General features: G+C 71.7%; 18 protein-coding genes. 16 read left to right on the top strand and 2 right to left on the bottom strand.

Going from position 1 to position 21,402, the window contains the following annotated elements; translation table 11 throughout:
• Positions 1-82: 82 nt before the first annotated feature.
• Positions 83-532: a Fur family transcriptional regulator gene (locus AB0M95_RS18720; RefSeq protein WP_363765822.1), complete on the bottom strand. Its 450-nt coding sequence runs from the start codon at positions 530-532 to the stop codon at positions 83-85.
• 216 nt (positions 533-748) lie between these two features.
• On the opposite strand from AB0M95_RS18720, the gene AB0M95_RS18715 reads away from it, so the two are divergent.
• Positions 749-1,231 (top strand): hypothetical protein, encoded by a 483-nt coding sequence (locus AB0M95_RS18715; RefSeq protein WP_363765819.1) that lies wholly within the window; start codon positions 749-751, stop codon positions 1,229-1,231.
• A 126-nt stretch (positions 1,232-1,357) separates the two neighbouring features.
• On the opposite strand, the gene AB0M95_RS18710 is transcribed toward AB0M95_RS18715, so the two are convergent.
• A complete protein-coding gene (locus AB0M95_RS18710) occupies positions 1,358-2,002 on the bottom strand; it encodes a DUF6461 domain-containing protein (RefSeq protein WP_363765816.1) in 645 nt (214 codons plus the stop codon).
• A gap of 201 nt (positions 2,003-2,203) precedes the next feature.
• Here AB0M95_RS18710 and AB0M95_RS18705 point away from each other — a divergent pair, with 201 nt between their 5' ends.
• The 15 genes from AB0M95_RS18705 to metH all read left to right on the top strand — a co-directional run bounded on the left by AB0M95_RS18705 (position 2,204) and on the right by metH (position 21,379).
• Entirely contained in the window at positions 2,204-3,157 is a 954-nt protein-coding gene (locus tag AB0M95_RS18705; RefSeq protein WP_363765813.1) for an SDR family oxidoreductase, read from the top strand.
• Between the two features lie 181 nt (positions 3,158-3,338).
• Positions 3,339-5,054, top strand: coding sequence for a lysine--tRNA ligase (gene lysS, locus AB0M95_RS18700; RefSeq protein WP_363766003.1), 1,716 nt, complete (start codon positions 3,339-3,341; stop codon positions 5,052-5,054).
• A gap of 262 nt (positions 5,055-5,316) precedes the next feature.
• Positions 5,317-6,123 carry an SAM-dependent methyltransferase gene (locus tag AB0M95_RS18695; protein WP_363765810.1) on the top strand — a complete coding sequence of 269 codons (807 nt, stop codon included), beginning with the start codon at positions 5,317-5,319 and terminating at the stop codon, positions 6,121-6,123.
• 305 nt (positions 6,124-6,428) lie between these two features.
• A complete protein-coding gene (locus AB0M95_RS18690) occupies positions 6,429-8,210 on the top strand; it encodes an ABC transporter substrate-binding protein (RefSeq protein WP_363765808.1) in 1,782 nt (593 codons plus the stop codon).
• 3 nt (positions 8,211-8,213) lie between these two features.
• Complete coding sequence (locus tag AB0M95_RS18685) at positions 8,214-9,356, top strand: ABC transporter permease (RefSeq protein ID WP_363765806.1); 1,143 nt, start codon at positions 8,214-8,216, stop codon at positions 9,354-9,356.
• Positions 9,353-10,264 carry an ABC transporter permease gene (locus tag AB0M95_RS18680; protein ID WP_358512982.1) on the top strand — a complete coding sequence of 304 codons (912 nt, stop codon included), beginning with the start codon at positions 9,353-9,355 and terminating at the stop codon, positions 10,262-10,264. The genes AB0M95_RS18685 and AB0M95_RS18680 overlap by 4 nt, the downstream gene beginning before the upstream one ends.
• Positions 10,265-10,274: 10 nt before the next feature.
• The gene (locus AB0M95_RS18675) at positions 10,275-11,402 is read left to right on the top strand and encodes an ABC transporter ATP-binding protein (RefSeq protein WP_363766000.1); all 1,128 of its coding nucleotides are present in this window, start codon (positions 10,275-10,277) and stop codon (positions 11,400-11,402) included.
• The gene (locus AB0M95_RS18670; RefSeq protein WP_363765803.1) at positions 11,399-12,427 is read left to right on the top strand and encodes an ABC transporter ATP-binding protein; all 1,029 of its coding nucleotides are present in this window, start codon (positions 11,399-11,401) and stop codon (positions 12,425-12,427) included. The genes AB0M95_RS18675 and AB0M95_RS18670 overlap by 4 nt, the downstream gene beginning before the upstream one ends.
• Before the next feature lie 25 nt (positions 12,428-12,452).
• Positions 12,453-13,376: a GNAT family N-acetyltransferase gene (locus tag AB0M95_RS18665; RefSeq protein ID WP_363765801.1), complete on the top strand. Its 924-nt coding sequence runs from the start codon at positions 12,453-12,455 to the stop codon at positions 13,374-13,376.
• A gap of 57 nt (positions 13,377-13,433) precedes the next feature.
• Positions 13,434-14,357: an N-acetylmuramic acid 6-phosphate etherase gene (gene murQ / locus AB0M95_RS18660; protein ID WP_363765798.1), complete on the top strand. Its 924-nt coding sequence runs from the start codon at positions 13,434-13,436 to the stop codon at positions 14,355-14,357.
• A 135-nt stretch (positions 14,358-14,492) separates the two neighbouring features.
• A complete protein-coding gene (locus tag AB0M95_RS18655; RefSeq protein WP_363765796.1) occupies positions 14,493-14,852 on the top strand; it encodes a DUF488 family protein in 360 nt (119 codons plus the stop codon).
• Between the two features lie 178 nt (positions 14,853-15,030).
• A complete protein-coding gene (locus AB0M95_RS18650; RefSeq protein WP_363765793.1) occupies positions 15,031-15,912 on the top strand; it encodes an SGNH/GDSL hydrolase family protein in 882 nt (293 codons plus the stop codon).
• 101 nt (positions 15,913-16,013) lie between these two features.
• Entirely contained in the window at positions 16,014-16,487 is a 474-nt protein-coding gene (locus AB0M95_RS18645) for a hypothetical protein (RefSeq protein ID WP_363765790.1), read from the top strand.
• Between the two features lie 278 nt (positions 16,488-16,765).
• The gene (locus AB0M95_RS18640; protein ID WP_363765787.1) at positions 16,766-17,272 is read left to right on the top strand and encodes a peroxidase-related enzyme; all 507 of its coding nucleotides are present in this window, start codon (positions 16,766-16,768) and stop codon (positions 17,270-17,272) included.
• A gap of 489 nt (positions 17,273-17,761) precedes the next feature.
• Entirely contained in the window at positions 17,762-21,379 is a 3,618-nt protein-coding gene (gene metH / locus AB0M95_RS18635) for a methionine synthase (RefSeq protein WP_363765784.1), read from the top strand.
• The last annotated feature ends 23 nt before the right edge of the window (positions 21,380-21,402 follow it).

Genomic DNA, 21,402 nt, shown 5'->3' with positions numbered 1-21,402 from the left:
TAGCCGTCCAGATGGGTACGAGCGGTTTCGGGGACCGGTGCCAGGCGGCTGAGGAAGCAGCCCACCGGGCCGGGAACGGTGGTCAGCGGGTCGGGACGCAGTCGGGGCAGACGCCGAAGATCTCCACCGTGTGGTCGACGTCGACGAAACCGGCCTCGGCCGCGACGCGGTCGGCCCACCGCTCGACGGCCTTGCCCTCGACCTCGACGCTGCGCCCGCACGAGCGGCAGGTCACGTGGTGGTGATGGCGGCCGGTCGCGCAGCGGCGGTACAGCGTCTCGCCGCTCTCGTCGCGGATCGCGTCGACCATGTCGTTCTCGCTCAGCACCTGAAGATGCCGGTAGACGGTGGTCAGGCCGACCTGCTCGCCTTGGCGGCGCAACTCGGCGTGGATCTCCTGAGCGCTGTGGAACCCGGACAACGTGCCCAGCACCGACACCAGCGCCTCAGCCTGCCGGGTTCCCCTGACCCGGGTGCCCCGGGTCGGGGGACGGTCGAGCTTGGGCGTGGTCTGGGCCGATTGTGACGTCATGCTGAGCCCTCCCACATCGTGACGATCACTGGCCGCGAACACCGCCGCGTTTATGAACACTACCAACGCGTAGGGGTTGCTCCACGTTCCCTGGTTGAACGGCGCGGGCCCGGTCGCGAAGGCGGCGCGGGCCGTGTGTCGTGGCGGGCGTGGCGGCGGCGCGGGCGTGGCATGCTGGCGTCCGTCGTCCCGTCGCCGCACCCGGAGAACGAGGCCATGAGCGTTACCTGGCGTCACCTGCCCAAGCCCGCGCGGGCCATCGCCGAGGCCGCGACCGGCGCGGTCGAGGCCGCCCGGTCCCGTGACGCCGAGGCGTTCCCGATCGAGGCGGCACGGCTCGCCGCGCTCGACTCCGAGCAGGTCGGCAACGTGCTGGGCGCGGTGGTGCGGTCTCTGCTCGAAGAACTGCACCCCGACGGGCTGACGGCGGACGACGTGCGGAATCTGGTCGCGCATTCCGTGCGGTCGGCGGCGTGGTTCCCCGGCGTCGAGGCCGACGTCGTGGTGATCCTGGTGGCCGGGGCGCTGGGCCTGCACCAGTCGGAGGCCGAGGGGTTCACCCTGGACGGCGCGGAGGTCGCGCGGCACGCGCCGCTGCTGATCGTGGACCTGCTCGCCGCCTCCGGCCGTTCGGGGAACGAGGTCCTGGCGGCGGCCTTCGCCGGCATCGCGCTGATCGAGATCGCCGAGACCCCCTGACGGCGCACTGGGACGCCTGACGGGCCCCGGGACGTGCTGACGAGGGTTCGTGGCCGGTCGATGTGGCCCGATGGACAGGGTTCGGTGGCCGGGGGGCTTGGCCCAGGGGAGGCCTGGAACCGTCGCTCAGTAGAGGTGCGCGGCCGAGCCTGCGAGGGCGGGCCGCGCGAGGTGACGCCAGGTCAGCCGCACGCCCGTGACGCGCTCGGCGAGGGCCATCGCGGCGAGGACGGCGGTGTCCGGGCCCGCGCCGGTCGCCGTGTCGTCGTCCATGTCGGCCGTGATGCCGACGGCCGTGTCCTCACCAGGGGGATCGGCGTCGTCGTGGCCGGTGGGCAGGCCCACGGCGCGCATCTGGGGGAGGAGCCGGTCGGGGGACGGGCCCCAGCGTCCGTCCGGGAGGCCGGGCTCGAACCCGGTGACGAGGTGGCCGTCGGCGGCGAAGAGGAACTGCGGCCCGTCCTCGGCGTCGAGGTACACGGTCGCCGTCACCGTGCCCGCCGAGAGGCGCCGGGTGACCTCGGCCAGGGTGCCCGCGCGGCCTTCGTCCTCCAGCAGGACCGCGCCGCCGATCGCGGTGTACGCGGTGATCGGGTGGGCGTCCGACGTCTTCCCGGGGTCGTCCGCGGGCCGGCCCGCCACCGCGAGGCGGCGGAAGGCGTCCTCCGGGGTGAGGTCGCGGACGAACGTCAGGCAGAAACCGGACGTCCATAAGCTGTCGCCGTACTTCTCTTCGAACCAGGCGTAATCGGCTGCCGTCGCGTCGGCCATCGCGCGATCCCTTCGGCGGTTTCGGCCCTGCAGCATGATCTTGCCAGCCCGCACCGACAGAAATCCGCCACTCGCCGAGTCCGGTCCGGCGGGGGCCTCGGGTCCTTGGAGGGGTACCGGGTGCTTGGTAAGAGGCCATCGGTCTGATAGCTTGACGGATATAGCGGACCAATGGTCTTTTATGCTGACGAGGAGCCAAAGATGGGCAGCGCTTCGTACGACATCGAAGTTCCAGGCCAGGCGGGGAAGCTGGCCGTGGTCACCGGCGCGAACAGCGGCATCGGGCTGGAGACGGCCCGCCGCCTCGCCCTCGCCGGTGCCGACGTCGTGCTCGCCGTGCGAGACCTCGCCAAGGGCGCGAACGCGGTGGCGGACATCCGCGCCGGAGGGCCGAAGGGCGAGGTCACGGCCGAGCGGCTCGACGTCTCCAGCCTCGACGCGGTCGCCGCCTTCGCCCAGGCGATGATCGACGGCGGGCGGCCGATCGACATTCTCGTCAACAACGCGGGCGTCATGGCCGTGCCCGGGCGCACCGCGACCCCCGACGGCTTCGAGTTGCAGTTCGCGACCAACTACCTCGGCCACTTCGCGCTCACCGGCAGGCTGCTCCCGCTGCTGGTCAAGGCCGGGTCGTCCCGGGTCGTGCACGTCAGCAGCGCCCTGGCCAACATCGGCAAGATCGATTTCGGGGACCTGAACGGCGACCGGCACTACCGTCCCATGCGGGCGTACGCGCAGTCCAAGCTGGCCAACCTGCTGTTCGCCCTGGAACTGGAGCGGCGGAGCGCGCGCGAAGGGTGGGGAGTGACCAGCATCGCCTCCCACCCCGGCTCCACCAGGACGAACCTGCAGGCCAGCGGCCCGAACCTCGGGCGGGACACGAACCGGGGGCCGGGCGCCAACAGGCTCGGCGAGCGCTTCGGCATGAACATGGCGCCCGCCGAGGGCGCGCTCGCCACGATCCTCGCGGCCACCGGCCCGGACGTGCGCGGCGGCCAGTACTACGGGCCGCGCGGGCTGTTCGGCGTGGTCGGCAGGCCGGGCCTGGCCAAGATGCCGCGCCGGGCGCACGACGACGCCGTGGCCGCGCGCCTGTGGCAGACGGCCGAGACCCTCACCGGCGTCTCCTACGTCCCCGGCCCCGTCGCCGCCTGAGCCCGCCCTGTCCTGGCCGCCTGAGCCCGTCCGTCCGGCGGCCGCCTGAGCCTTTCCGTCCCGGTCGCTGCCTGAGGCGCCCGGGACGGCGGCGTGTCCGGGCGCGGGTGCACGGTCCACTGCGGCGGTCCGGGACAATGGAGGCGTCAGGCTTTCTAGGAAGGATGTGCCCATCGTGGCTATGAGCCCTGAGGCCGATTGGGTCTCACGATTCGCGGACGAGGTCATTGCCGAGGCGGAGCGCCGCGCTCCCGGCAAACCGATCGTCTGCGCATCGGGCCTCAGCCCGTCGGGCCCGATCCACCTCGGCAACCTGCGCGAGGTCATGACGCCTCACCTGGTGGCCGACGAGATCCGCCGCCGGGGCCACGAGGTCGTGCACATCATCTCGTGGGATGATTTCGACCGGTTCCGCAAGGTGCCCGCCGGGGTCGACTCCTCGTGGTCGGAGCACATCGGCAAGCCGCTGAGCTCCGTGCCCGCCCCGCCCGGCAGTGAGCACCCGAACTGGGCCGAGCACTTCAAGGCGCCGATGATCGCCGCGCTGGCCGAGCTCGGCGTCGAGTACCGAGGCATCAGCCAGACCGCGCAGTACACCTCGGGTGCCTACCGCTCGCAGATCTTGCTCGCCATGCGCGAGCGCGCGCGCATCGACGCGATCCTCGACCGCTACCGCACCAAGGGCAAGCAGGCCAAGAAGGCCCCCCAGCAGGGGCTGGACGAGGCCGACGCCGCCGCGGCCGAGGCGGCGGCCGAGGGCTCCGGCGCGGCGAGCGAGGACGACGGGACGGCCGCGGCGGGCTACTTCCCGTACAAGCCGTACTGCTCGGTGTGCGACCGCGACATGACCACGGTCACCGCCTACGACGACGAGACCACCGAACTGTCCTACACCTGCGTGTGCGGCCACTCCGAGACCGTCCGGCTCTCGGAGTTCGACCGGGGCAAGCTGGTGTGGAAGGTCGACTGGCCGATGCGCTGGGCGTACGAGGGCGTGGTGTTCGAGCCCTCCGGCGTCGACCACAGCTCGCCGGGGTCGTCCTTCGTCGTCGGCGGGCACATCGTCAAGGAGATCTTCGGCGCCGAGCAGCCGATCGGGCCGATGTACGCGTTCGTCGGCATCAGCGGCATGGCCAAGATGAGCAGCTCCAAGGGCGCCGTGCCGACCCCGGCCGACGCCCTGGCCATCATGGAGGCGCCGCTGCTGCGCTGGCTGTACGCGCGGCGCAAGCCGAACCAGTCGTTCAAGATCGCCTTCGACCAGGAGATCCAGCGCACCTACGACGAGTGGGACACGCTGCGGCGCAAGGTCGACGAGGGCACGGCCCTGCCGGCCGACCTGTCCGCGTACGGCCGGGCGGCGGCGACCGCCGCGGGCCCGCTGCCCACGACGCCGAGGCCGCTGCCCTACCGCACGCTGGCCTCGATCGTCGACGTGACCACCGGCCACGCCGAGCAGACGCTGCGCATCCTGCGCGATCTCGACCCGGAGCACCCGATCACGTCCCTGGACGAGACCCGGCCCCGGCTCGACCGCGCCGAGCGGTGGGTCACCACGCAGGTCCCCGCCGAGCAGCGCACCCGCGTGCGCGAGGAGCCGGACATCGCGCTGCTGGCGTCCCTCGGCGACCGCGAGCGCGAGTCGCTGCGCCTGCTGCTGGACGGCCTGGACGAGCACTGGTCGCTGGACGGGCTGACGACGCTGGTGTACGGCGTGCCGAAGGTCCAGGCCGGGCTCACGCCCGACGCCAAGCCGACGCCCGAGCTCAAGGTCGCGCAGCGCGAGTTCTTCGCGCTGCTCTACACACTGCTGGTCGGGCGGGACACCGGCCCGCGCCTGCCGACGCTGCTGCTGGCGGCCGGCGCCGACCGTGTGCGCAAGCTGCTCGGCGGCTGAGTTGGCCCGGGAGGGCCGTTCCGGGACGTTCCCGGGGCGGCCCTTTCGTCCTTTATCCCGATTTCCCTCGTATGGTGCTCGGAATCACCGCAGGCCATGCCCGGCTTTTCACACGCCGTCCCCCTCTTCGAGGAACGCTTGGGCGCTCTGTCGCGTCTCGCCCATCGGTCGCCACATATCCCGGGTTTGGGGTCGGAAATCCACATCCACCGCCGAATCCCCTAAGATCCTTGATGTACTAAGTCATCGTGCGAGGAGTGGCGTGAGTGAGCCGAAGGCACCAGCGGGAGTCGATCCGTTCACGCCGAGCGTCGCGAGAATGTACGACTACTACCTCGGTGGCAAGGACAACTTCGCGTCCGACCGCGCGGCGGCCGAGAAGATCATCGAGATCCTCCCGAACATCCGCGACATCGCCCGCGAGAACCGCGAGTTCCTCGTCCGCGCCGTGACGTACCTCAGCCGCCTGGGCATCCGCCAGTTCCTGGACATCGGCGCCGGGCTGCCGACGCAGCGCAACGTCCACCAGGTCGCGCAGGAGTTCGCCCCCGACTCCCGCATCGTCTACGTCGACAACGACCCCATCGTCCTGTCGCACGCCCGCGCACTGCTGGCCGAGAACGAGCGCGTGGTCGCCGTGGGCGCCGACATGCGCGACCCGGAGGCCCTGCTCGGCCACAAGGAGATCCGCTCCCACCTGGACTTCTCGCGACCCGTGGCGATCCTGCTGGTCGGCGTGCTGCACTTCGTCCCGGACGACGACGAGGCCGCGCGCATCGTCACGGCCATGAAGGGCGCGCTCGGGCCCGGTGGCCACCTGGCGATCTCCCACGGCTCGGTCCGCGCCCTGAGCCCCGAGAAGGAGCGCCAGGGCCACCAGGTGTTCAGCCGGACGACCGTGCCGGGGACGAAGTCCCGGTCGGCGGAGCAGGTGCGCGCCTTCTTCGACGGACTGGAGATGATCGAGCCCGGCGTCGTGGAGCTCCAGGATTGGCGTCCGGACGTGCATCTCTCGCTCGTCAGGCCAGGTGAGGCGGGCGCGGTCGGCGGCCTCGGCCGCGCGGTCTGACCCCTCCGGCTCCCCCTACATTCTCGACGGGCCCCGGTCTCCGGCCGGGGCCTTTTCGCGTCCCCGGGCATGCGCACGGGCTTCGGCGCACGCCTTCGACCCGTCATGGCTGGTGTGGCCGATGTCACGCGCGGCTCCCGTCTCGGTGCCCGCCATGCCCGCCGTCGCCCGCCGTCCGAGGGCATCGTCGCAGGTAGAGGACTAGATAAAAGATAGCTTCATGCTAAGCTGTGTGAACGAAAAAATTGACCACCCTGTCCTGGCGCCCGTATGGTCCTGGCAATCGGGGACCTGGAGCACTTTTGATGAAGCGACTCACAGCGATCGCCGCCCTGGCGGTGGTCGCGACAGCCACCGCCTGCGGCACCACGGGGAACTCCTCCAGCGGGCCTGGAGGCATATACACGACGATCGACGGTTCGAAGCAGATCGACGCCAGCGCGCCGATCAACCCCTTCAACCCGCAGGGCAGCACGTTCATGGGCTACGACGCGATGTCGCTGGGCTGGCCCAAGAACGATCTGATGAACCCTGACCTGTTCTACCCCGGCCTCGCCGGAAGCTGGTCGGTCACGCCCGGCCAGGGTGAGGTCGTCATCCACCTGCGCCCGCAGGCCCGCTGGTCGGACGGCAAGCCCGTGACCAGCGCGGACGTCCGCACGTCGATCGGCCTCGCCTACACCCAGGGCGGCAGCGCGTACACCGTGAACGCGGGCGCCGCCGGGGCCGCGGCCGACATCACGGTGGTCGACGCCAAGACCGTCAAGATCACCCAGGGCGCCAACCGCAGCAACGCGTTCCTCAGGAACGTCCTGTCGACGGTCATCGTGCCCGACCACGTCTACGGCCCGCTGCTGCCCGCCGGCTTCTGGGCCACGCTCAAGGCCGCCCGGGGCACCGGCCCGGCCGCCGACAAGGCCAAGGCCCAGATCACCGGCCTGTCGCAGAAGGTCATCGGCTTCTCGCCGCCGGAGGACGTCTCGGCGGGCCCGTTCGTGCTGGAGCGGATCAACCCCGGGGCCGCGCTGCTGAAGAAGAACCCCCACTTCTACGACGCCCACAAGATCGTGCCCGACAAGGTGAAGGTGCTCAACTACACCGGCAACGAGCAGATCTGGAACTACCTGGTCTCCGGCAAGCTGGACAACGCGCCGTTCACCGCCGTGCCGGCCGCCGTCATGGCCCGCATCAAGGCCACCAAGGGCAACGAGATCCGCAAGGGCTACTCCCCGGTGGCGGCGTCGCTGGCGTTCGACCAGGCGCACAAGCCGTACGACAACGTGCACGTCCGCCGCGCGCTGGCCTACCTGATCGACCGCGCCCAGCTCACCAAGATCGCCTCGCCCGAGGCGGGCACGCCGTCCGTCACGACCACCGGCATCCACGGCACCGCGGCCAAGGCGTGGCTCGGCGACGGGCTCGCGAAGCTGAACCCGTACAAGATGGACCCGGCCAAGGCCACGAAGGAGCTGAAGGCGGCCGGCATGGTCAAGAGGAACGGCCTGTGGGCGATGCCGGACGGCAAGCCCTGGAAGGTGCGCCTCACCGTGCCCGCCGAGTTCTCCGACTGGGTGGCGGCGGCCAAGTCGATCGCGAGCCAGCTCAACGACCACGGCATCGACGCGAGCGTGACCACCTCGGCCGACTACACGCTCTACCTGGACGAGCTGGCGTCGGGCAAGCTCGACATCGGGTTCTGGCTGATGGCGCTCGGCCCGTCGCCGTACAACATCTTCCAGCGCCTCTACGGCTCGGCCAACGGCTGGTCGTTGCTCGCGGGGCGGCTGCGCCACTCGCCGCCCGGCAAGGACGGTAACTGGATGGGCGGCCCCGAGGTCGTCGCCGGGGTGAACCCCGGCGAACTCACCAACCGCCTGAACCTGGCCACGCCGGACGAGCAGCAGCGCATCGTCGGCACGCTCGCGGGGCTGACGAACCAGCAGCTCCCGGTGATCCAGCTCTACGACTACGTCAACACCCAGTTCGTCAACACGACCCGCTACACCGGCTGGCCTCCGGCCGGCAGCGAGGCGCTGCGGCTGCCCGCGGGCGTGTGGATGCAGCTCGGCATGATCGAGAAGAAGTAACCTATGAAGCTTTTCGCGACCCGTGACGCCTCCCGGGCGGACCAGGGGGACAGAACGGGCCATGCAGGCTCGACCGGCACGGCGGGCACGCCGATCGCCCCCGAACCCTACCTGCCCGACCGGGCCGGCAGGAAGGCCGCGGGCCGCGCGGTCCGGCGGCGCTTCGCGGGCCATCTGGTGCGCGGGCTCGCCATGATCTGGGTGGTCACCACGATCAGCTTCGTGATCATCCGCAACATCCCCGGAAATCCGGTCCTCGGCCAGTACGAGAAGCTGATCGAGCGCGGCATGTCCCCGGACCAGGCGCAGCGCGCGACCGCCGCCCTGTACGGTTTCCTGCCCACGGGCTCGCTGTGGCAGCAGTACGTCGACTACATGAAGGCGCTGCTGCACCTGGACCTCGGCCAGTCGCTCAGCACGCCCGGCGCCGAGGTCACCACGCTGATCGGGCACGCCGCCTCGTGGACCATCCTTCCCGTGCTCGGCGGCACGCTGCTGAGCTTCCTGCTCGGGGTGACGCTCGGCGTCTACGCGGGCATCAAGCGGTCGGGCAAGCTGGGCGACGCGCTGGCGATCTCCGGCTCGCTGCTGCACGGCGTGCCGCAGTACGTGCTCGGCCTGCTGGTCCTGGCGATCTTCACGACGCTGTGGCCGATCCTCCCGGCCGGCGGGCCGGTGGACGTCGAGTTCACGCCCGGTTTGAACGGTCCGTACCTGGCCTCGCTGATCCAGCACGCCACGCTGCCCGTGCTGACGTACGCCCTGGCCAGCTACGGCGGCTGGGTGCTGGCGATGAAGTCCAGCGTGGCGACCGTCCTCGGCGACGACTTCATCCTCGCCGCCGAGCTGCGCGGGATGTCGCGCTGGGTGCTGTTCCGGTACATCGCCCGCAACGCGATCCTGCCGCTGTTCACGATCCTCGCGCTGTCGCTGGGCATGCTGTTCGGTGGCGCCATCTTCATCGAGCGGATCTTCAACTATCCCGGGCTCGGGCTCCTGCTCGTCAACAGCATCGGCGCCCGCGACTACGCGCTCATGGGCGGCACCTTCCTGGTGACCACGGTCGCGGTCATCGTCGCCAACATCGCGGCCGACCTGCTGTACGCCGTGATCGACCCGCGCGTGCGGACGGGAGGCGCGGCATGACCGTCACCGCGATGCTCCCCGGAGGCCAGGGAAGCGCCCGCGCCACCCTGCGCCGCAACTTCTGGCGGGGCGTGGCCCGCGTGCTGCGCCGTAAGCCGAGCCGCATCGCCGGGGTGGCCATCATCGCCCTGTTCGCGCTGATGGCCGTGTTCGGCCCGATGCTGTACCCGGCCCACCTCCCGCGCGACGACAACGCCCTGTACGCCGCGCCGAGCCTGGCCCACCCCTTCGGCACCGACTTCGAGGGCACCGACGTCCTCGCGCTGGTCGTCACCGGGTCCCGGTACGTCATCCTCACCGGCCTGGCCACGGCGGTCATCACGGTCGCGGTGGGCACGGCGCTCGGGCTGCTCGCCGGGTTCCACCGGGGACGCTGGGACACCGTGCTCATGCGCTTCACCGACCTTCAGCTCACCATCCCGGGGCTTCCGCTGCTGCTGGTGCTGTCGACGGTCTGGAAGTTCGAGGGCCCGCTGGAGATGGGCCTGGTCCTCGGCCTGCTCGGCTGGGGTGGCATCGCGCGGGCCGTCCGCTCGCAGACGTTGTCGCTGCGTGAGCGCGGCTTCATCGAGGCCGCCCGGGGGCTCGGCCTGCCCACCCGGCACATCATCCTGCGCGAGCTGCTGCCGGGCATGGCGCCGTACATCGCGATGAACATGCTGATCGCCGTGACCGGCGCGATCTACGCCCAGGTCGGCCTGTTCTTCCTCGGCGTCCTGCCCTTCGACTCCAACAACTGGGGCGTGATGCTGAACCTCGCCGTCTTCGGCGGCGGCGCGCTGACCAGCGCGGCCGCGCTGCCGTACCTGCTGGCGCCGCTGCTGGCCATCCTGCTGCTGACCCTTGGCATCGTCCTCGTCGTGGACGCGATGGACGAGATCTTCAACCCACGGCTGCGTGAGGAGTAACCCGGTGACCATGAACGCGTCACGGCTCCTGAGGCGTTCCCGCCCCGCCGGGCCCGCCTCGGACAGCACCGTTCCGGGCAGTACCGGTCCGGGCAGTACCGGTCCGGGCAGTACCGGCGCCCCCCGTCCCGACGCGGGGCCGCCGCCGGGCGTCCGCGTGCGCGACCTCACGGTCGTCTACAAGACCCCGCTCGGCGAGCTGCCCGCCCTCGGCGGCGTCTCCCTCACCATCGACCCGGGCACGATCACCGGCATCGTCGGCGAGTCCGGCTCGGGCAAGTCGACGCTGGCGCTGTCGCTGCTCAACGCCGTGCAGCCGCCCGGCCGCATCGCCGGCGGCAGCGTGGAGGTCGACGGCCTCGGCGACGTGCTCCGGCTCACGGGCGACGAGCTGCGCGGCGCGCGGGGACGTCACCTCGGGTACGTCTTCCAGGCCGCGCAGAACTCCCTCAACCCGCTGAAGACGGTCGGCAAGCAGCTGCTCGACCTCGGCCGCTCGCACGGCGTGGACGACCTGGCCGCGCTGGTCCGGGACGCTCGGGCGCTGCTGGAGCGCATGGGCCTGGACGGCGCCCGCGTCCTGGACTCTCACCAGCACGAGCTGTCGGGCGGGATGCGCCAGCGGGTCGGCATCATGCTGGCCCTCGTGCTGAACGCCCGCCTGGCGATCCTGGACGAGCCCACCACCGCCCTCGACATGATCACGCAGGCGACGATCCTGCGGATCATCCGGGAGGTCCACAAGGAGCGCGGGCTCACCACGCTCATGGTCACCCACGACATCGGCGTGGCGGCCGAGGTCACCGACCGGCTCGCCGTGATGTACGGCGGCCGGGTGGTCGAGCACGGGCCCACCATGGACGTCCTCGGCGCGCCCAGCCACCCGTACACCCAGGGCCTGATCCGGGCCATCCCGCGCCTGTCCGGCGACCCCGCCGAGGCCTGTGCCCTGCCCGGACGGCCCCCCACGCTGGGCACGCTGCCCAAGCAGGGGTGCGTGTTCCGCGAGCGCTGCCCGCTGCGCATGGAGGTCTGCGAGACGACCGCGCCCTCGCCCGTGCGACACGAGGAGCGGACCGTCGCCTGCCACGCCCGGGAGCCGCAGGTGTCCGCCGCCGGACGGGGGGAGCACGCGTGATCAGCGGCACCGGGATCACCAAGACCTACAGGCAGCGCGGGAACGTGCTCGGCGGACGCGAGGTGCGGGCGCTGCGCGGGGTCGACTTCAGCATCCCCAAGGGCGGGGCGGTCTCGTTCATCGGCGAGTCCGGCTGCGGCAAGACCACGCTCGGGCGCATCATCGCGGGCCTGGAGACCTACGACTCCGGCGAGATCGTCATCGACGGCACGCCGATGTCCTCGCTGCGGCACAAGCGGCGGGAGGCGGAGTTCCGCAAGATCCAGCTCATCCACCAGGACCCGTACTCCGCGCTCAACCCGACGCGCACGATCCACCAGACCCTGGAGGCGCCGCTCGCCCTGCGCGCCCGCCGCACCGGGCGGTCGTCGGCCTGGGTGGACGACCGCGCCGAGGAGCTGCTGTCCCTGGTCGGCATCGACCCCGGGTACGTGCTCGGCCGCTACCCCCACCAGCTCTCCGGCGGCATGCGCCAGCGCGTGGTCATCGCCCGCGCGCTCACCGTGGACCCGGAGATGCTCGTGGCCGACGAGTCGGTCTCGATGATCGACGTGTCGATGCGGCTCAGCGTCCTCGCCCTGCTGAAGGACCTGCGAGAGCGGCTCGGGGTGAGCGTGCTGTTCATCACCCACGACATCGCCACCGCGCGGTACGTCGGCGACGAGGGCGAGCTGTACGTCCTGTACCGGGGGCAGGTGGTGGAGCGGGGGCTCACCGAGTCCGTGATCTCCGGACCCGTCCACCCGTACACGCAGTCGCTGTTGTCGGCGATCCCGGTCCTGCACGGGCTGGAGCGTCCGGGGCGGGACCGCGTGGTGCCGACCGAGGCCCTGGACGAGCGCCACCCGGACTCGGGCTGCCTGTTCGCCCGCAGATGCCCGTTCCGCACCGAGCGCTGCACGGCCGAGCTTCCCGAACTGATGCGTGTGGAGGAACCGCCGATCGGCGGGCACGTCCCCGCGCCGCACGAGCACGCCTGCTTCCACCCGGCGCGGCGCAACGTGATCCCCGAGGAGGCGGCGTGAGGAGTCCCGTTCGCCCGGAGGCGGCGTGATCGGCATCCGGATCGCCTCCGCCGACGACATGCCCGTCGTCGGCGGGCTGGCACGCGAGGCGCTGACGCTGGACGCTCCCGAGGCGCCGCAGCTCGTCGCCCGGCTGGCCGATCCGCCCGAGGGCCGCACCTGGACGGCGCTGGTCACCTCCGGCCTGGAAGGCGTGGTGTTCGCCTCCACCTCGGCCGTCCCGGGCCTCGGCCACGTGGACCTGTTCGCCGTGCGCCCCGAGGCCCGGTGCCGGGGCCTCGGCCGGGCCCTGGTCGTCGCGGCCGAGGGCTGGCTGCGCGATCACGGGGTGCGGGAGGTGCGGCTCGCCGCCAACCCGCCGTGCTACGCCTGGCCGGGCATCGACGTCCGCTACACGCCCGCCGTCCTGCTGGCCGAGAGCATGGGGTACGAGCGGTACCGCGTCGCCTGGAACATGACCGTCGACCTGGCCGCATACGGCCCCCGGGACGCCTCCGCCGAGCCGCTCGCCACCGGGACGGGCTACGCCCGGGCGCCCTCGGAGGAGGACGACCTCGCCCGGCTCGCCGCGGCGGGGGCGACCGTCCGCGCGGCGCCCGCGGGGCAGCGGGACGCGGTGGTCGCGTTCGCCCGTGAGAACTGGAACGACGCGTGGGCGTGGGAGGCCGAGCACGCGACCGGCTGCCACTACGCCGTCCGGGGCGGGGAGATCCTCGGCTTCGCGGCCTGGGGCGCCCGGCCCCTGTGGTTCGGCCCGATGGGGACCGCCGAGTCGGCGCGCGGGCTCGGGGTCGGCAGCGTGCTGCTGCGGTGCTGCCTGCGCGAGCTGGCGGCGACCGGGCAGCGCACCGCCCAGATCGGCTGGGTGGGGCCGCTGGCGTTCTACGCCAAGACCGCCGGCGCGTGGGTGGAGCGCGCGTTCTGGCTGTACAACCGATCTCTCGCCTGACGTCGGCGGACGCCCGCCTGCGCCCCCCGATTTCGGGATATTTCGGAATGAGGACTGATGACCCGACCACCAGCAGCGCTTGCCACGACCGAGCAGAGCGATCCCCGCTACCGCAGGATCGACCGGCTGCCCACCGAGGAGATCGCCCGGCTGATGAACGCCGCCGACTCCACCGTCCCGGCCGCCGTGGCCCGCGCCGTGCCGGCGATCTCGGCCGCGATCGAGGACATCGCCGCCCGCATGCGTGACGGCGGCCGGCTGCTGTACGTCGGCGCGGGCACCTCCGGGCGGCTCGCGGTGCTGGACGCCTCGGAGTGCCCGCCGACCTTCGGTACCGACCCCGAGGTCGTGCGCGGCATCATCGCCGGCGGCGAGGGCGCGCTGACCCGGTCCGTGGAGGGCGCCGAGGACGACGCCGGCGCGGGCGCCGCCGCGATCCGCGAGCAGCGGGTGGGCCCCCTGGACTCGGTGGTGGGCATCTCCGCGAGCGGACGGGCGCCGTTCGTGGTGGCCGCCGTCGCGCAGGCCCGCCGGCTCGGCGCGCTCACCGCCGGGCTGTCCTGCAACGGCGGGGGGCCGCTGTCGGAGGCCGCCGAGCACGCGATCGAGGTCATCGTCGGCCCCGAGGTGGTCACCGGCTCGACCCGGCTGAAGGCCGGGACGGCGCAGAAGCTCGTCTTGAACATGATCTCGACGATCTCGATGATCAAGTGCGGGCGCACGTTCGGGAACTACATGATCGAGGTGTCCGCGAGCAACGCCAAGCTCGTCGACCGGGCCGCGCGCATCGTCGCCGACATCACCGGCGCGGACCTCGCCGCCGCCCGTGGCGCGCTGGCCGCCGCCGGGCACGAGGTCAAGACGGCAGTCGTGATGATCGCCCGCCGCCTCGACGCCGGCGAGGCCCGTCTCCTGCTCGCCGCCTTCGACGGCCGCCTCGACGGTGCCCTCGACTCCGCGCCGGTCGCCCCTCCGGCCTGATCCGGCTCTGGGGCGCCCGCCCGGCCTGCCGCCGCGATGGGATGAAAACCCCCATACCTGGGCATACTTCCTTCAGTCATCGAGACCGGCGTCCCGCCGAAGAGATCGGCGGGCGCCCGCGTCGGACGGGGGGACATGTCGCCTGTACAGGTGCGCCGGATCTACGACGACCCTTCCCCGAAGGACGGGGCCCGCGTCCTGGTGGACCGTCTCTGGCCGAGGGGCCTGTCCGAGGCGGCCGCGCACGTGGATCTGTGGCTCAAGGACATCGCGCCGTCCGACGAGCTGCGGGCCTGGTACGGCCACGACCCGGGCAGGTTCCCGGAGTTCGAGGGCCGCTACCTCGCCGAACTGGAGGACTCCCGCCACCGTCCAGCCCTGGAGCGGCTGCGCGAACTGCTCCGTGAGCCGCCCGTGACCCTGCTCACCGCCACGAAGGACGTGCGGATCAGCAACGCCGCCGTCCTCGCCCGCCTGCTCGGCAAGGCGGGCTGACACCCGCGCCCGGCTCCTCCGCCGAAGCCCTCACCGACCCCTTCACCGGACCTTCCGCCTTCCGCCGGATCCTTCGCCGATGCTCGTGACGGTCCAGACGCGTCGATCCTCGACGCGACGTGGCGAATCATGCGCAAAGCGTGAGCGGCGGCCACCGACAGGAGTAGCTTCTCTCAGCATGTTCTCGGGGTACGCGCATCAGAGGTCCCGGTCCCGCCGGTTCGGGACGGCCGTGACGATCCTCGCCACGGCCGTGACGTCCGCGGTGGCGCCGGACGTCGCCTCCGCGTCCGGAGCGCCGCGCGCGCACACTGCCCTCGCGGCGCCGTGGACGGCCGGTCCGCCAGAGGCCGCCGGTCCGCCGGCGAGCGAGGGGCGCCGGGCGGTGGAGTCCGTCCTCGGCCTCGGCGACTCCGTACCCGCCGGGTCGGGCTGCGACTGCGTCTCCTATGTGGCGCTCGTCGCCGAGGCCCTGTCGGCCCGCCAGGGCACGCCGGTCGCCGGGTCGAACCTCGCCGCCGCGGGCCTGACCACCCAGGGCCTGCTGGACATGCTGGACGACGACACCGTGCGGGCCGGGGTGGCGGGGGCGGATCTGACGGTGATCACCATCGGGGCGAACGACTTCGCGGAGGAGGGCGTCGAGGACGACTCCTGCGGCGTGGACCTCGCCTGCTACGGGACGGAGCTGGCCCGGCTGCGGGCCAACATGGACACCCTCCTGAGCAGGATCCACGCGCTGCGGGGGCCCGGCGGGCGCGTGGTGGTGACCGGGTACTGGAACGTCTTCCTGGACGGCGCCGCCGGACGCGCCCGGGGCCCGAAGTACGCCGCGGGCAGCGATCGGCTCACCGTGGCCGTCAACGAGGCGCTCGCCGCCTCGGCCGCCGCGTCCGGCGTCCTGTTCGCGGACCTTTACACGGCGTTCAAGGGGGAGGACGGGACGCGCGACGACACCGCGCTGCTGGCCGCCGACGGCGATCATCCCGGCGCCGCGGGGCACCGGCTCATCGCCGAGACGGTGCTCTCGGCGCTGGCCGGTCCGGATCCTCGCAGGTGACGCCTGGTCTCAGATGCGTTTTTTCCAGCACGTCCGGGTATCTGTCATTTTGACCCCCCTAGCCCGGCCGTGAACGCGGCGCGTGATCAGGGGAGAGCACTATGAATCGCACACTCGCCGCGACCGCGCTGCTCGTCTTCACCGCCTCGGCGCTCGCCGCGACCCAGGTATCCGCCTCGGCGCTCGCCCCGGAGGGGATTTCCGCCCCGCCCGCGTCCGTGGTGACCGGGGGAGGCGGAGGCGGGACGCCTCCACCGGGAGGTAAGGGGGCGCCTCCGGCGGCGGGCAAGAAGCGCGCGGCCAAGATCACCGTGAGCGCGACCCAATACAAGATCCTCTACAACCAGTGCCGTTACGCCGACACCCGCAGGGCGCGCCGGCAGTGCCGCCACGATGTGCGGGTGACGTACCGCATCGGGGCGTTCAACGAGAACCTCGACTGCCGGACGTACTCCGGCATCACCGTCTGCGGCACGCTCAAGCTCAACAAGCGGGAACGCCGCTGCGTGGTCTACCTGGTGAAGGCCGGCCTCTCCAGCCGCCGCGCCGAGGTCGAGTGCTACGCCTTCGTTTGACGGTGAGGATGTAGGTGATCGCCTCCCGGTGGGGTCTGACCCATCGTCTGACCGGCCGCGGGGGTCCTCAACGGGATCTGTCGGCCCCGAACCGGGAGGCGCTCGCCTGCACTCGCCGGGACGCGACGCGTCGCCGTCGCGGGGAAGCGTTTTCCGTGCCCCCTAGGCGACCCCTTTGAGCCGGCGAGAGATCTGGTGACGGCGGCATCCCGTCCCATTGAATCGGCGGCATGCCGCATATCTCGCTAGGAAACGACGCCCCCGGCATCGTGGGGCCCATGCTCTATCGGCCGGAGACGGCCAAACCCCTGAACGACCTCGTCGACGTGCTCCTGCGGGCCGACAACACGCTGAGCCGCGGCGAGCGCGAACTGATCGCCGCCTACGTGTCCCGGCTCAACGACTGCGACTTCTGTGGCTCCATCCACGGGGCGATGGCCGCCGAGCAGCTTCCCGGCGGCCAGGAGCAGGTGGCCGCGGCCTGCGCGAACCCGCACACGGCCGACGTGTCGCCGAAGATGCGCGCCCTGCTCGACGTCGCCGCCCAGGTGCGCGAGGGCGGGAAGGCCGTGACCGCCGAGGCGATCGCCGCCGCGCACCAGGCGGGAGCCGGCGACCTGGAGATCCACGACACGGTGCTCATCGCCGCCGCCTTCTGCATGTTCAACCGGTACGTCGACGGCCTCGGCACCACCCCCCTGACCGGCCAGGAGGAGTACGTCCCGATCGCTAAGATGATCATCGAGGCCGGCTACGGCAGCGTGATCTCCGGTTCCCCCGCCTGAGCACGGCTCCCGGCCCGTCACGATTCGAGCGGAACCGCGGCGGGCCGTCCCGTATCGCCCGCTCGTCCAGGCGCCGAACCCGTGCGCCCACGTCACGCGCGCCCCGCGCCGTACATGGACGTGCACGCGCGTATGAATTCATTTGCGCTTTTCTTTGATGATGCGCACTTTTCACGCCGGCGGAGCCCTCTCTCCGGTACGCGGAAAACGGCGGAACGCTTTCGATTCTTCATGACGTCCATTCGCGCCCGATGTGACGCACCGCGGCGGGGCATTCGGCGTCCCGAATGACGTGGCCTTTCTCCAGGCCCGTGCCGTCGGCGGGGTGGCCGCACCCCAGAGGGCCCCCGTAATGACCCGCCCTGGGGTCGCGGGCCGTTCTGGGCTCGCCATGCGCTCTTGTATCTTGGGGTTTCAAGCTCAGAGGCGCTGTGATGGAGCTCGGCCGGAACAGCTCCTCGGGCGCCTTCCGTATGGGGAGGTGGTCCGGTGGGAACCGAGGCTCTACGGGAGCTTTTGGACCGGCGGGTGGTGGTGCTCGACGGAGCCTGGGGCACCATGTTGCAGGCCGCGGGCCTGACGCCGGCCGACTATCGCGGCGGGGGCCGTTTCGACGACCACCCGTACGACGTGACCGGTGACCCGGACCTGCTCAACCTGACGCGCCCGGATCTCGTGCTCGACGTCCACCGCCAGTACTTCGCGGCCGGCGCGGACATCACCACCACGAACACGTTCACGGCGACGAGCATCGGCCAGGCCGACTACGGGCTCCAGGCGTACGTGCGCGAGATGAACCTGCGCGGAGCCCAGCTCGCGCGGCAGGCCGCGGACGAGGCGGGCGGGCGTTTCGTCGCGGGCTCGATCGGCCCGCTGAACGTGACGCTTTCGCTGTCCCCCCGCGTGGAGGACCCCGCGTACCGCGCGGTGACGTTCGACGACGTGCGCGCCTCGTACGCCGAGCAGATCCAGGCGCTGGCGGACGGCGGCGTCGACCTGCTGCTGATCGAGACGATCTTCGACACGCTGAACGCGAAGGCCGCCATCGCCGCCGCGCGCGACGTCGCGCCCCACCTGCCGCTGTGGATCTCGGTGACCATCGTCGACCTGAGCGGGCGCACGCTGTCCGGGCAGACGGTCGAGGCGTTCTGGAACGCGATCGAGCACGCCCACCCGCTGGTCGTCGGCGTGAACTGCTCGCTGGGCGCCGCCGAGATGCGCCCGCACATCGCCGAGTTGTCGCGGCTGGCCGGCGTGTACACCGCGTGCCACCCCAACGCCGGCCTGCCGAACGCGTTCGGCGGCTACGACGAGACGCCGGAGGAGACCGCCGGGCTGCTCAGCGAGTTCGTCGCGTCCGGCATGGTGAACATCGTCGGCGGGTGCTGCGGGACCACGCCCGGGCACATCGCGCGGATCGCCGCCACCGTGGCGGACGCGCAGCCCCGCCCGGTTCCCGCGCCCGCGGCGAGCACCCGCTTCAGCGGCCTGGAGCCGTTCGAGATCGGCCCCGACACGGGGTTCGTCATGATCGGCGAGCGCACCAACGTCACCGGGTCCGCCCGGTTCCGGCGCCTGATCGAGGCGAACGACCACCAGGCCGCCGTGGACGTCGCGCTGGAGCAGGTGCGCGGCGGGGCCAACCTGCTCGACGTCAACATGGACGCCGACCTGCTCGACAGCGAGCAGGCCATGACCACCTTCCTCAACCTGATCGCGACCGAGCCCGAGGTCGCCCGCACCCCCATCATGATCGACAGTTCGCGGTGGAGCGTGCTGGAGGCCGGCCTCAAGTGCGTGCAGGGCAAGGGCGTGGTCAACTCCATCAGCCTCAAGGAGGGCGAGGGCCCGTTCCTGGAGCAGGCCCGGCGCATCCGCGACTACGGCGCCGGCGTGGTCGTCATGGCCTTCGACGAGCAGGGCCAGGCCGACACCACCGAGCGCAAGGTGGAGATCTGCGGCCGCGCCTACGACCTGCTCACCCAGGAGGCCGGCTTCCCCGCCGAGGACATCGTCTTCGACCCCAACGTGCTCGCCGTCGCCACCGGCATCGTCGAGCACAACGGCTACGCCAAGGCGTTCATCGACGCGCTCCCGCTGATCAAGCAGCGCTGCCCCGGCGCGCGCACCAGCGGCGGCATCTCCAACCTGTCGTTCTCCTTCCGCGGCAACGACGTCGTCCGCGAGGCGATGCACTCGGCGTTCCTCCTCCACGCCGTCCGCGCCGGGCTGGACATGGGCATCGTCAACGCCGGTCAGCTCGCGGTCTACCAGGACATCCCCGCCGACCTGCTCGAACTCGTCGAGGACGTTCTGTTCGACCGCCGCCCCGACGCCACCGACCGGCTCGTCTCCTTCGCCGAGACGGTCAGCGGGACGGGCACCCGCCGCACGGTGGACCTGTCCTGGCGCGAGGCCCCGGTGGAGAAGCGCCTGTCCCACGCGCTCGTGCACGGCATCGTGGACTTCATCGAGGACGACACCGAGGAGGCCCGGCAGAGGGCCGCGCGCCCGCTCGACGTGATCGAGGGCGCGCTGATGGACGGCATGAAGGTCGTCGGCGACCTGTTCGGCGCGGGGAAGATGTTCCTGCCGCAGGTGGTGAAGAGCGCGCGCGTGATGAAGCGCGCGGTCGCCTACCTGGAGCCGTACATGGAGGCCGAGAAGGAGCAGGCGCGTCTGGAGGGCCGCGCCGACGTCATCCGCGGCAACGGCAAGGTCGTCCTCGCCACGGTCAAGGGCGACGTCCACGACATCGGCAAGAACATCGTCGGCGTCGTGCTCGGCTGCAACAACTACGAGGTCATCGACCTCGGCGTCATGGTCCCCGCCAACACGATCCTCGACACCGCGATCGCCGAGGGCGCCGACGCCGTCGGCCTGTCCGGGCTGATCACCCCGTCCCTGGACGAGATGGTCTCCGTCGCCACCGAGATGAAGCGGCGCGGCCTGAAACTGCCCCTGCTGATCGGCGGCGCCACCACCTCCCGCCAGCACACGGCGGTGCGCATCGCCCCCGCCTACGACGGCACCACCGTCCACGTGCTGGACGCGTCCCGCGTCGTCGGCGTGGTCTCGGACCTGCTCGACGCCGACCGGGCCGAGGAACTGGCCAAGAGCAACCGTGCGGAGCAGGAGCGCCTGCGCGAGCAGTACGCGAACCGCGAGCAGCGTCCCCTGCTCACCCTGGAGCAGGCACGCGCGAACCGTGAGCAGGTGCCGTTCGACGAGCTGCCCGTTCCCGCCTTCACCGGCGCCCGCCTCGTCGAGCCCGACCTCGCCACCCTCCGCGAGTTCATCGACTGGCAGTTCTTCTTCCTCGCCTGGCAGCTCAAGGGCAAGTACCCGGCGATCCTGGAGCAGCCGGAGGCCCGCGAGCTCTACGACGAGGCGAACGTCCTGCTCGACCAGATCATCGCGGACGGGTCCTTCCGCGCCCAGGGCGTGTACGCGTTCTGGCCCGCCCACTCCGAGGGCGACGACATCGTGGTCCGCGTGGGAGACCAGGGCGACCTGCGGCTGCCGATGCTGCGCCAGCAGACCTCCAAGCCGGCGGGCCGTCCCAACCGGTCCCTCGCCGACTACGTGGCCACGGCCGGAGACCACCTCGGCGGGTTCGCCGTGGCCGTCCACGGCGCCGAGGAACTCGCCCGCACCTTCGAGGACCGGCAGGACGACTACCACGCGATCATGGTCAAGGCACTGGCCGACCGCTTCGCCGAGGCGTTCGCCGAGTACGTCCACCTCCAGGCGCGGCGCGACTGGTTCGAGCCGGACGCCGCCCCCCGGTACGAGGAGCTGCACGCCGAGCGGTTCCGTGGCATCCGCCCCGCCTTCGGCTACCCGGCGAGCCCGGACCACAGCGAGAAGCGCGACCTGTTCGAACTGCTCGACGCCGAGCGGCTCGGCATGAACCTGACCGAGTCCTACGCGATGACCCCGGCCGCCAGCGTCAGCGGGCTGATCTTCGCGCACCCCGCCTCGCGGTACTTCACCGTGGGCCGCATCGGCCGCGACCAGGCCGAGGACTACGCCAAGCGGCGCGGCGTCGACCTCGCCGAGATCGAACGCTGGCTCCGCCCCAACCTCGCCTACGACCCCGACTGACCGCAGCCCCCCGCCCGCCCGCG

This window comes from Sphaerisporangium sp. NPDC051017, assembly GCF_040683095.1.
Taxonomy (GTDB): domain Bacteria; phylum Actinomycetota; class Actinomycetes; order Streptosporangiales; family Streptosporangiaceae; genus Sphaerisporangium.
The sequence above is the reverse complement of the archived record's forward strand: the minus strand, read 5'-3'. Positions and strand labels throughout refer to the sequence as shown.